General features: G+C 49.8%; 5 protein-coding genes. All 5 read right to left on the bottom strand.

Going from position 1 to position 13,306, the window contains the following annotated elements:
- Positions 1–3: 3 nt before the first annotated feature.
- A complete protein-coding gene (locus tag NL643_RS13115; RefSeq protein WP_253644562.1) occupies positions 4–2,484 on the bottom strand; it encodes a GH92 family glycosyl hydrolase in 2,481 nt (826 codons plus the stop codon).
- Between the two features lie 89 nt (positions 2,485–2,573).
- Entirely contained in the window at positions 2,574–5,030 is a 2,457-nt protein-coding gene (locus tag NL643_RS13110; protein WP_253644561.1) for a GH92 family glycosyl hydrolase, read from the bottom strand.
- Positions 5,031–5,102: 72 nt separating this feature from the next.
- The gene (locus NL643_RS13105) at positions 5,103–7,808 is read right to left on the bottom strand and encodes a GH92 family glycosyl hydrolase (RefSeq protein ID WP_253644560.1); all 2,706 of its coding nucleotides are present in this window, start codon (positions 7,806–7,808) and stop codon (positions 5,103–5,105) included.
- Between the two features lie 47 nt (positions 7,809–7,855).
- Entirely contained in the window at positions 7,856–10,276 is a 2,421-nt protein-coding gene (locus NL643_RS13100; RefSeq protein ID WP_253644559.1) for a GH92 family glycosyl hydrolase, read from the bottom strand.
- A gap of 132 nt (positions 10,277–10,408) precedes the next feature.
- Positions 10,409–13,240, bottom strand: a complete 2,832-nt coding sequence (locus tag NL643_RS13095) for a GH92 family glycosyl hydrolase (RefSeq protein ID WP_253644558.1) — start codon at positions 13,238–13,240, stop codon at positions 10,409–10,411.
- Positions 13,241–13,306: the final 66 nt, after the last annotated feature.

The raw sequence follows: 13,306 nt of genomic DNA, 5'->3' as shown, positions 1-13,306 counted from the left end.
AGGTTATTGAGGTGCTTTCATCGCTTCTGATTGATCGCCCGTCATCACGAAGTGCAACTCACCACCTGGTTTGAACTCGGAATGGTCGAAGAAGAAACCGTTATCCAAAGCTTTGCCATTGATGGTGACAGACTTGATGTACATATTGTCATCGGCGTTGTTCTCTGTGGTGATGGTGAACGTACCGCCTTTCACCGGAATCACCGCTTTGTCGAATAGCGGACGACCCACAGTGTAGATAGGCTCTGCTGCGTTCACTTGGTAGAAGCCTAATGCAGACATCACATACCAAGCGGACATGGCACCCACGTCTTCGTTACCAACTACGCCTTCTGGGGCAGCGAAATACATGTCATCAAGAATGTGGTCGACGACTTGTTGTGTCTTCCAAGGTTCTGCGGTCCAGTTGAATAGGTAAGGAATGTGGTGTGAAGGTTCGTTACCAAACGCAACTTGACCAATCAAACCAGACATATCCGGTGTTTCTGTGCCTTGGCTTTCTGCGGTGAAGGTTGCTTCTAGGTTCTTCTGGAACTCAGCATCGCCACCCATGATGGTTTTTAAGCCTGCGATGTCATGCGGTACAAACCAAGTCCACTGCCACGCGTTACCTTCGGTGTAGTTGCCTGTTTCGTGCTCCGTACCGTATGGGTCGAATGGAGTCATGAAGGTTTCATCAATCATCACTGGGCGCATAAAGCCAGTTACACCATGTTCTGCGTATTCCGTTGGGTTGTAATCGAAGTACTTTTTGTAGCCTTTTGAGCGTTCAAGGTATTGCTCTTCCGCTTTAGTATCACCGGCTGCTTTGGCAATTTGTGCGATAGCCCAATCGTAGAACGCGTTTTCCAGACCGTAAGAAACAGACTCAACCGTGTAGTCTTCAAAGACTGGTTCACCATCGACACGTTGGATGGCAGGCGTGAAGCCGTTTTTCTCAATGTAATCGATGTGCTTAGTTAAAGTGCGATCCAAGACGCCCTGATCCCAATCGGCTTGCAATGCAGGGTAGCTCTCGTAAGTCGAAGAGTCGATCGCGGCTTTCAGCGCCAGTTCTTTCTCTTGTTGAGTAAACTCTTCTGGGAATTTGGTGATCGCATCGGCAATCACTGCTACCGCTGGATAGCCGACCATGGTGCCTGTCTCGTCACCCAAGTGCTCCCACTTCGGTAGCAAGCCGCTTTCAGTGTACTTCTGAACTAGATTCTTCGCGTACTGCACCGCACGGGTTGGTTCAGTGATGGTTTTTAGTGGGTGCAACGCACGTTGGGTATCCCATAGAGAATAAACCGAGAAGTTTGGCTGTTCTTCTGTTGCTTGACCATAAGCGATGGAGTATTCCCCTTCGCCTTCACGAATTGAGCCTTTGCCCATGCCACGGAATCGACCATCTACATCTTGATGCACCATCGGCGCAATCTTGGTGTGGTAAAGCGCGGTGTAGAAGATCTCTTTCTGATCTTCTGTGCCCCCTTCGATAGAGAAGTTGAGTGCTTTTGCCCATTTCTCACGTGCGTTGTTGCGCGCAGTATCGAAAGAGATATTCGCTTCGGCATCGTGGTTGTTTTCTGCACCTTGTGGATCAACCGCAGACAACGCCACTTGCGCGTTCAACTCCTGTGAGTCTTCATCTTCAAATTCGATGTAGGCAGTTACGTCCGCTTTGACACGCTTAACTGGATTGCCTTGGTCATCGTAAACCAATTCAGAAACGTGCTCTGCCGTTAGGCCGTCAACAGGCTTACCATTAGCAAGGATGTAGACGTCTTTGAGCTTCTTATCGAAAGTCGCATAGAAGAAGATTTTTTGGTTTTTCGCCCAACCAGAGAAGTGCGCTGCATCGCGCTCGCCCGTGATGGTATGGCCGTCTTCGCTCACCGTCAGTTTGTTGCGCAGAGAGGTCGAACCCCAGTCACTGTTTAGGATGGAGTTGAGGTCAATCTTCAAACGTTGTGGTTGACCTTGCGGATAGGTGTAACGATGGAAGCCGACACGTTCAGACGCCGTAAGCTCCGCTTTGATGCCGTTTTCTGCAATCTTCACAGAGTAGTAACCTGCTTCTGCCACTTCAGAGGTTTTGTCCATCTTGACCGAAATCGCTTCTCGGTAGTCGTCGCTGTCTTCGATGTACTTGGCTTTGTCTTCGGTAAATGGCAGGAACAGAATGTCACCTAAGCCGCCCATCCCCGTGCCGGATAGGTGAGTGTGGGAGAAGCCAAACAAGGTCTTTTTATCAAAGTGGTAACCTGATGAAGAGTGCCAGCCGATCAGCTCGGTATCTGGAGAAAGTTGCACCATGCCTTCTGGCACAACAGGACCCGGGAAGGTGTGTCCGTTAAAGCCTGTCCCAATGAATGGGTCGACGTATTTTAGGTTGGAAGTATCGACGCTTGGTGAGGTGTTATCGTCGTCATCGTTGCAGCCAGCCAAACCAATAACACTTGCAATCACTGCGGTGGCGATAGCGGTTTTCGTAAAGTTCATAATCTTGATTCCTTAGGCAGGAAGCGCGTCACTTCCTGCCACTGAGTTAATCTATCTGCTTATTCTTTAAACACGAATTACATAAAACGTTACTGAGCTTGAAGCGCTTCTTGCTTGTCACCCGTCATGACGAAGTGAAGCTCACCGCCCGCTTTGATTTCGCTGTGTTTGAAGGTGAAGTTGGCATCCAGCGGTTTGCCGTTGATGGTTACGGACTTCACGTACTTGTTGTGTGGGCTGTTGTTGTCTGCGATGACTGTGAATTCGCCGCCTTCCACTGGAATGGTGATTTCATCAAACATAGGGCGACCGATGGTGTAGACCGGATCCGCAGGCGTCACTTGGTAGAAGCCCATTGCCGACATCAAGTACCAAGAACTCATCTGACCCACGTCTTCGTTACCAATCAAACCAGTTGGCTCGCTGGTGTACATCTCTGACATGATGCGGTCTAGGTACTCTTGCGCTTTCCATGGCTCATCCGTTAGCGCGTATAGGTAAGGAATGTGGTGCGATGGCTCGTTACCGTGCATGTACTGACCGATGTAACCCGTTAGATCTGGCAGCTCTTCACCTGTGTTTGAAGAACGCGCATTGAATAGTTCGTCCAAGTCTTCACGGAACGCTTTCTCTGGCGTGGTGTCTTTGCCTTGCGCCAAGTCGGCTTGGTAGATTTCTTGTTTCAGGCGGGTGAAATCGTGCATTGGTTGGAACTTCCATTGCCACGCGTTCCCTTCGGTGTAGGCAAACTCGTCCACGTAGTAAGGGTCGAACGGTAGCAGTGGGCATTTCTCTTTCATCACGCCAGAGCCTTCCGGCCATTCAACCATTTCACACTCATCCAAACGCTCTTCATCAATCGGTTGGTTGAACTCCAAAGGCGGTTTGTTTGGTGATGAGCTAAGCGGGTGGTTTTTCGGACGTAAGAAGCCTGTCTCGGCATCCCAATGGTTAAGCCAGTTGTCGGCACGAGTCATAAACTCTTCTTGCAATTTTACATCGCCAGCCATGCGCGCGATTTCTGCCATTGCCCAGTCACCATAAGCAAACTCAAGCGTGTAAGACGCACTGTTCCAGTAGCCGTGATGAACAAAGCCGTTTTCTTCGTACACTTTCACTTGCACAACGTTTGCTGCGCCGATGTTGTTGTCTTCCGTCCAATCAGGGAATTCAGACGCCTCGTGGTAACGCACCGTAAACTCAGCCGCTTCTTTGGCAAGTTGTGGGTCGATGTCTAAACCTTTTGCCATCGCGTCAGCAATGATTGAGACCGCAGGGAAGCCGATCATAGTGCCCGTGTAGTGGCTGTGCAGTTCCCATTTCGGCAAGATGCCACCGTCTTCGTATTTACGAATTAGATCGTTGGCAAACTCTTCGGCACGTTCTTGGTCGATGATGGTTTTCAGTGGATGCGCTGCACGGAAGGTATCCCACATGGAGTACACGGAGTAGTTTGGTGTGTCACCCGCGTCTTTTTGAATGCGAGTACGCATCGCTGGGTATTGACCGTCGACATCTTGGAAAATCATTGGCGCGATAGAAGCGTGGTAAAGCGCGGTGTAGAAGATCTCTTTTTGATCTTCTGTGCCGCCAGATACCATCATGCGGCTAAGCTCTTGGTGCCATGCGTCGTTGGCTTGAGCGCGCGCAGTATCAAATGACACACCTTTCGCTTCTGCTTCTAAGTTCTTCTCCGCACCTTCTGTGCCTGTCGGTGACAAGCCTACTTGGATTTCTAGCGGTGTTGATGATGGTGCGAATTCTAGGTAAGCGATGGTTTTCACTGCGTCAATGTTGTCATTGTTCACATCGATTTCCGTTTCTGCGCCGTCAACCAAAGCAATGGCTTTGACGATAGGTTGGTTGAAGGTGGCGTAGAAGTAGACGTGCTGGTTGTTCGCCCAACCGTTCGAGCTGCGTAAACCGCGAATGGTGTAAGCGTCGATGAACTCCAAATCGCCCTTCATGGTGCGGTTGTTGAAGTGACCTTTGTTGAGTGTGTGGTCTAAATCGAACTTGATGTGCGGCGTGGTGCCTTCTTTGAAGGTGTAGCGGTGGAAGCCAACACGCTGCGTAGTAGTTAGCTCGGCTTTGATTTCGCCTTTGTTCAGTTCAACCGCGTAGTAGCCTGCTTCTGCGGTTTCGTTGTCTTTATCGAAGGTGTTGAAAACGGCGTTTTCTTTCTTAGTAAAAGGCAGAACTAAGATGTCACCAAGGTCGGTAATGCCTGTGCCAGAAAGGTGAGTGTGGGAGAAGCCATACACTGGGATTTCAGTTAGCTTGCCGTGGTCGAAGTAACCAGCAGCGGAGCCCCAGCCTTCCATTTCGGTATCAGGAGAAAGTTGTACCAGACCGTAAGGCACCACGGCACCCGGGAAGGTGTGACCATCTGCGCCCGTACCAATCAATGGGTTGACGTATTGGGTTAGCGTGGTGTCGAGGGATGGAGTACCAGATTTGCTGTTGTCGTCATCACTGTTACAACCAGCAAGACCAAACATGGCAGCGAGTATAGCGGTAGAGATAAGGGTTCTTTTTAGTTTCATTTTTATGGTTCCACTGAAGTGAAGTTTTTTAGGGGGCTAGGTGCCCCCTTTCGTTATTTGGATGGGTATCGGTTACTGCGCTTTCATCGCTTCAGATTTGTCTGAAGTCATGACGAAATGCAGCTCACCACCGTCTTTCAAATCGCTGTGCGCGAAGCTGAAGTTGTCACTCAATTGTTTGCCGTTGATGGTCACCGACTTCACGTAGATGCTCTCTTGGCTGTTATTTTCTGAGGTGATGGTGAATTTACCGTCCGCGACTGGAATCACGGCTTTGTCGAACAGAGGACGACCGATCGTGTAACTTGCTTCGCCTGGTGTGACTTGGTAGAAGCCCAATGCAGACATCACATACCACGCCGACATCTGACCGACGTCTTCGTTACCAATCAGACCTTCATGCGTTGGGTGGTAGAACTCGTTCATCGCTTGGTCGACAATTTCTTGTGTCTTCCAAGGTTCCGCCGTCCAGTTGTATAGGTAAGGAACGTGGTGATCAGGCTCGTTACCCATCACGAACTGACCGATGTAGCCAGACATGTCGTGTGATTGGCTCGTGTCGGCGTTGGAGTCCGCATTAAACAGCGCATTCAAGTTAGCGAGGAATGCCGCTTTGCCTTGTTCGGTTACATCTTCTGGAAGAGAGAAGTCAGTGCGGTCGATGTGCTCGCCGCCCATCACGTTGGCTAGACCGTTCAAGTTGTGCGGTGCAAACCATGTCCATTGCCAAGTGTTGCCTTCGGTAAAGTCTTCGCCACGGTGCTCAGCACGGTAAGGCCAGAACACGTCACTTTCGTTGAGCGCTTTGCGGTCTTTACACGCGTTGTAGTCCATACCGTCTGGGATAGACAGTGCCATGTTCTCGTCCAAACATTCGGCTTTCAGGTTGTTCGCCCAAACCTTGCTGCCGCTGTTCATGTAAGCCGGACGCATAAAGCCCGTTGCACCCAATGCGTTGCCTTTGGTGTCTTGCAGTTTGCCGTATTGCTCTGGGTTGTAATCGAAGTAGTTCTTGAACGACTCTGAGCGAGCCATGTAGCGGTCGTACTGTTGGTCGTTGCCCGCAAGTTTAGCGATCTGAGCGATACACCAGTCGTAGTATGCGTTCTCAAGACCGTAAGACACCGATTCGTTCACGAGCTCGTCGTATTTATCGACTTTCAAGCCTTCCACGTAACCCGGTTTTTCGCCAGAGTCCGGCGCCCATTTAGTGTTGGCTGGAATAAAGCCGACGTCTTCTTGGTAGTCGTTATGACGCGTCATTACTGTGAAGCGTTTGTCGCCGTTCCAAGCATCTTGGTAAGGCACCCAGCTTTCAGTTTTATCAAGGTTAAAGTTGACCGTTTCGCCAGCGGCTTTCAACGCCAAATCAAACTCAGCTGCGGTAAAGGCTTCTGGGTGTTTGACCATGATATCGGCGATAACTGAGACTGCAGGATGACCGACCATTTCACCAGTGTAATCCGAGTGCAGTTCCCATTTTGGTAGCACGCCACCCGTTTGGTATTTGTTCAATAGATCGCGTGCGTGTTCAATCGCGCGGTCTTTGTCGATGATGGTTTTCAGTGGGTGTGCGGCGCGGAAGGTATCCCACATTGAGTACACTGAGTAGTTCACTAAGCCATCTTCTGCTTGGTGCACTTTGCCATCCATGCCACGGTATTTGCCATCCACGTCTTGGTATAGGAATGGAGCAACAAACGTACGGTAGAGCGAGGTATAGAACATGGTCTTGTCGGCTTTGTTGCCGCCTTTCAGTTCAAACTCGCCAAGGATGTTTTCCCAAGCCACACGGTTTTGTTGTACGACGTTGTCGAAATCCCAACCGTTGGTGTCTGCTTCTAGGTTTTTCAGTGCGCCGTCAACGCCAGTGCCAGAAATCGCTACCTTGACCACTAATGGCTCATCGCTTTTACCAAAGTTCAAATGAGTCAGGACATCGTTTGCGCGTTTTGCCAAACGTTCTGGGTCAGGTTCTGGCTCGCCCGGCATTGGTTTGTGCTCTGCGTAGCCGCGGTAATCTTCCAAGCCGACTTCCGTAGCGTCAGTTGGAGTCAGTTTGCTCTCAGAAGCCAGCTTGGTGTACAGGTTCTCTTCAATGATTGGATCAGAGAATTCTGCCGCGAAGAACACGGTTTGCCATTGACCCCATTCGTTTGAGGTACGCGCGCCTACGACGGTAGTGTCGTTAACGCGTTTGTAGTAGATGCTGCGAGAGTGGTTGCCGTATTGCTCCAACAGTTCGTGTTGCAGGTCGATACGCACTTTGCGATCTTCACCCGGCTTAAAGGTGTAACGTTGGAATGCCACGCGGTCGGTCGCCGACAGCTCAGCTTTTACGCCAGTTTCTACAAGATCAACCGAGTAGTAACCAACTTCTGCCACTTCTGAGCTTTTATCCATGGTCACGGCATCGGTATTGAAGCCGGTGTATGGCAAGAAGGCGAAGTCGTTTAGGTCGCCTTTACCTGCGCCAGAAATGTGAGTCATTGAGAAGCCAGAAAGCAGGCTGTGCACAGGATCGTATTCGACAGGTGAGCCTTTGCCATTCCAACCGTTTGGATCGAAGTTATCTGGTGACGGTTGAATCATACCTTCTGGCATAACTGGAGATGGGTTGACGTTGCCAAGACCTTTAGTGCCGATCAAGGTATCAACGAATTCCAAAGTAGGGGTAGAGATAACCGGAGTTTCTGGGTCAGAGTCGCTGCCACAACCAGCAAGACCAAGCATGGCGGTTAACACTGCGGTAGAGAGTAGGGTTCTTTTTAGTTTCATTGTTTTTATTCCACGAGAAAAGGGGACACAAGGTCCCCTCAAAATCATTATTCGCCTAGGTTGGCTTGCATTGCTTCAGACTTGTCAGCTGTCATCACGAAGTGCAGTTCGCCGCCTGCTTTGAATTCGCTGTGCTGGAAGGTGTTGTAAACATCCAGAGGCTTACCGTTGATGGTTACTTCTTTGATGTACATGTTGTCTGGACCGTTGTTCTCAGCCGTTACCGTGAACGTGCCAGAACCAATGTCTACCGTCGCTTTGTCGAAGATTGGACGACCGATGCTGTAGGTTGGATCGGTTGGCGAGATTTGGTAGAAGCCCAGTGCTGACATCAAGTACCACGCCGACATTTGACCTACGTCTTCGTTACCGATGATGCCGTCTGGCGTCGGTTTGTAGAACTGGTCGTAAACTTGGTCTAGGTATTCCTGCGCCTTGTAAGACTCTTCAGTACGGTTGTACAAGTAGATGACGTGGTGCGAAGGCTCATTACCGTGAATGTACTGACCGATGTAGCCTGTCATGTCTTGGTGCGCTTCGCCGCCATTTGGATCGGCAGTAAATAGGTTGTTCAGCTTGTCGTTCAGACCTTGTGTGCCGCCCATGATTTCAGTCAGCTTGTCTAAGTCTTGCATGAACGCCCATTGCCACTGCCACGCGTTACCTTCTGTGTAGTAGAACGCGTCAGACTTGTAAGGGTCGAAGTCAGTTGAAGCGTATTTCAGCGCACATGGATCGCCTTCTTTCAGTTCTGTCGGTACAAAGAAGCCTGTGCCGTCTGCGTTACCTGCGTTCGCATCCCAGTGTTTCAAAGAGTTGTAAGAACGAGCTTTGAACTCTTCATACGCGTCCATATCGCCAGCGGCTTTCGCCATTTCTGCGATCGTCCAATCGTAGAATGAGAATTCCAACGAGTACGACACTGAGTTCCAGTTCGGGTAACGAACACACTGTTCTTTCTCGTGGTAGTTCAACTGACCTGCCATGAGTGAGCTTAGGATGTCGTCATGAATCTGTGGGTACTCATGCGGTGTGTAGCGTGCTGATTTTACTGATGCGGTGTAAGCTTGCTCTGCATCAATCAAGCCTTTGGTTACCGCATCGCCTAAAATCGCTGCCGATGGGTAGCCGATCATGGTGCCGGTTTCTGAGCCGTGACCTTCCCATTTCGGCAATAGACCAAACTCGTCGTTGGATTTACGAATCAAGTCTTTCACGTATAGCGTTGCTTGGTCTGGGTCGATGATAGTCCACATTGGGTGAACCGCGCGGAACGTATCCCACGTTGAGTAAATCGAGTAGTTTGGTGTGTCGCCATCTTTCAGTGTGCGCACTGTACCAAGCATATCCACGTATTGACCATCCACATCGTAGAACTCGATTGGTGCGATCATCATGTGGTACATGCCAGTGTAGAAGTTGGTTTTCTCTGCTTCTGTGCCGCCTTCTACTTTGATTTTTGCTAGCTTCTCAGCCCACGCGTATTCCGCGTCTTCTTTCACTTGTGCTAGGTCGAAACTTGGTGCTTCTGCTTCTAAGTTTTTCTGTGCACCTTGCCAGTTAACTGGAGAGATACCGACGCGGATTTCAATTGGCTCTTCGCCTGTGCCGAAGTTTAGGTAAGCGGTCAGATCATCGCCTGAGTAAACCGCACCATTACGCATTTCGCGCGTTGGTTCTAGATCTTGTTCGCCCAACAGTGCCTTGGCGATTGGTTGGTTGAATTTCGCGTAGAAGAAGATGTCTTGACCTTGGTGATCTTGCCCTTGGAACCAGCCAGTTGAGGTTTTACGACCGCGAATGGTGTATTCGTCCACCACTTCTACTTTGTTCTTCAAAGACTTGCCGTTGTTGTTCATTAGGGTATGGCCCAAATCGAACTTCACGTTGCGGTCTGCGCCATCAGCAAAGGTGTATTTGTGCAAACCAACGCGTTTGGTTGCGCTTAGTTCTACTTCGATTTGACCTTGGTTTAGCTTGGTTTTGTAGTAGCCTGCGCTTGCTTCTTCATTGGCTTTGTCGAAAGAGTTCAGCTGTGTGTTCGCCATGTCTGCGTATGGCAGAACCAAGATGTCGCCTAAGTCCGTTGCGCCTGTACCTGAAAGGTGAGTATGGGAGAAGCCGTACAGCGGAACGTCAGTGTTAACTACTTCGCCAGTTTCGTAGTTGGATGAATCCCAGTAGCCAGAAGCCGAGTGCCAAGGGTTAAGCCCTGATTCGTGGTCTGTGTTAGAACCGATGAAAATATCTGGAGACAGTTGAACCATACCTGCCGGTACCGTCGCGCCCGGGAATGTATGACCAGAAGCTGCTGTGCCGATCATAGGATCGACGTATTTCAACACCGCAAGATCAACAATTGGATCGCCCGGCAGTGAAGAGGAAGAATCGTTGTCGCTGTTACAGCCAGCCAAGCCACCCGTCAGACCAACCAGGATAGCCAAAGAGATAAGATTACGTTTAAACATGTGCATACCGTTTTGTCGTTATTTGTATATAAAAGTGTTTATAAGAGACTGTTTATAAAGGATTGCTTATAAAGTTTTCTTGTAGGGATAGCCGGGAGATGCGCTCCCCCGGCTGAGTTGTCACTATTGGGATTAACGAGAACCTGCTGGCATCTCGTCTTCATGCAAGAACTCACCGATGCCTTGTGCTGGTGGAAGATCTTGCTCTAGAGATCCCCAACGTTGATTTGGTTTGTCGCCCATCACGAACTCCAAGTCACCGCCGTACATGATTTCGTCATGAGTCAGGTAAGTGCGGTTGAAGTCTTTGCCGTTGTAGCGAGCCGATTGAATGAAGATGTTTTCGCGGCTAACGTTTTTCGCGGTAACCGTGAACTTCTGGTTGTTGCCGACATCGATAGACACGCTTTCAAACAGCGGAGTACCGATTTCGTAGATGCCAGAAGAAGCGTTCACAGGGTAGAAGCCAAGTGCACGGAACACGAACCACGCAGAGAGCGTACCGAAGTCGTCGTTGCCACAAATGCCGTCAGCGGTGTTCTTGTAGCAAATGTTGGTTGCTGCGGCGATGGCTGCCTGACCTTTCCAAGGTTGACCTACGTAGTTGTACAGGTACGGTACGTGGATATCTGGTTCGTTACCTTGAACGTGTTGACCGACGTTACCTGTGTTGAACACTGGGAATTGGTTGTCGCCTGCGTTGCGGTCTGGGTAGGTTGACCAGTACTCATCCAAGCGCGCTGCGAACAAGTCACCGCGTTCTGCTTCAGGGTTTTGTGTCTTGTCGAAGCGTGTCATCAGGTCAATCAAGCCATGAATGTCGTGTTGAACGCTGAACGAGTATTGCCAGCCGTTCGATTCAGAGAATGACCAGTTGAACATGTCTGGACGCCAGTCTTTACCAACCGCGCGACCGGTGATTGGGTCTACCCAACCTGCATCGATAAACTCGCCATCGTAGTCACGGGCTTTGAACCAACCTTGGTATTGCTTACCGCCGAAGTCGAATTGCGCTTGCCAGTTTTTAGAACGGTTAGCGAACTCGGTGTAGCGTGGATCTTCTTCACCAAACACTTCTTTGATCGATTGTGCGATTGCCCAGTCGTTCATTGAGTATTCAAGCGAGTAAGATGCTGTCCAAGAGTCTTTAAATGGTGAGTGACCGCCGTAAGAATCTGGTGGAGTGTCGTGCAATTGCGCTGGCACGTAACCTTGTTCTTCGTACTCTTTGATCCATGCTACGCCTTGGCTCGTTGCGGCGCGCGCGTCGGTGATCATTGCTTCAACTAAGCGTTCTTTGACGTCTTTGCGCTCTGCTTCTGTAAAGCCAAGATCGAGCATGCGTTTTTCTAGTGAGCCTTTCGACAACACATCATGAATCACAGGCGTTGAGTGCATGCCCATCATCATGCCTGTTTCGTTGCCTTTGAATGTCCACTCAGGCAGGCGACCTTTGCGCACGTTGCCTTTGTCATCTACCCATTCTTCTTCGGCGTAAGACAGCATAGAGAGAACCACGTCTGCTAGGCGGTCAGGTTCAAGAATCGAAGATAGTGGTTGAACTGCGCGGTAGGTATCCCACAACGAGAAAGTGTCGTAGCGCGTGAAGTCTGCTTTGCCATCTTTGTTAGCATCGGCAGTGCGGATCGACTCTTTCAGCGTATCGATCTTATCGCCCCAAGGTGTGTTGCCATCTGGGTAAGCGTTGCGACCTTGGTGAACTTGGCGGTAGCGACCATCTAAGTCAGAGTGAATGGTTTGACCTAGGTACGAGTGGTACATCGCGGTGTAGAACGTCTGTTTGTAATCCTCGTCGCCAGAGACTTGGATCTTGCCGAGTTCGTTTTCCCATTTCTTCGTTGCCGCTTCGCGTACTTGGTCGAAGTTCATGCCCGCAACTTCTGTCATGTTAAGAGAAGCACCTGACTTGCCGTTCTCGCCGATCTCAACGTTTGATAGCGCCAATTTCGCTTCAACCGTTAAGCCGTCTTTGGATGTGTCGAATTCAACGTAAGCGCGCGCGTATTGGTACTTGCCACGTGTTTCGTTACCGATTTCCGTAATGCCTTCTGGCACGTCCATGTAACGACCTTGCTCTTTATCGTAGTAAGCAAAGCGAACGTTTTTGATTGGTTGGTCGAATTCCATTACGAAGAATTCTTTTTGGCTTGGTGCCCAGCCATCTGAGAAACGGTGACCTTCAAGACGGTTGTTGTCTTTGTCCCATTTCAAGTAAGAATCTGAGGTGTAGTCCCAGTTAATTTTGAAGCCAGTATTCACGATGATTTCTGACTTCTCATCACGAGGGAAGGTGTAGCGGTGTACACCAACGCGATCAGATGCCGTTAATTCTGCTTTGATGTCGTAATCCAATAGATCGACTTTGTAGTAGCCTGCTGTCGCTTGCTCGTCACGATGTTGGAAGCGAGACGCTTCTAGGTTTAGCGTTGCCGAACCTTCATCAATCATGAAATCCGAACGTGAGTTGATTGGCATGACGAGAATGTCGTTCAAGTCACCAGCACCTGCTCCGGAAAGGTGGGTATGAGAGAAACCGGAAGTACGTGCGTCGTGGTAGTAGTAGCCTGAAATGTATTCCCAGCCGTTAGAACCGTTGTTAGGAGAAAGCTGCACCATGCCGTGTGGTGTGGTTGCACCAGGGTAGGTGTTGCCTAGGTTACCTGTACCGATGAATGGGTTGACGTAGCGTGTTACGTCCATATCGGCGAAATCTACTGGGATGTGAACGCCCATGTCGATTTCAGGTGTTTCTGGGTTTGGCTTGTCATCACAGTCGCCATCGCCAACTGGAGGACATACTGGCTTGCCGCCGTCAGGAATATCCGGCAGTGCAGGGTTGGTGTCACCGCCTTCATAAATGTTGGTTGTGTCGTCGTTACAGCCAGTCAGACCGACTAGACCACTGAGAACTGCGCAAGCGAGTAGGGAAGGTTTGAATTTCATTTTTAAAGCCTTGTAAATTGTAGGGTTATATAGTTAAAAAAATCAGGGGTATTACTAAAACTTAAA

This window comes from Vibrio sp. Y42_MX_L11 (assembly GCF_024181785.1).
Taxonomy (GTDB): Bacteria; Pseudomonadota; Gammaproteobacteria; order Enterobacterales; family Vibrionaceae; genus Vibrio; species Vibrio diabolicus.
Note: the sequence above shows the minus strand (reverse complement) of the source record. Positions and strands in the feature narration are given on the sequence as shown.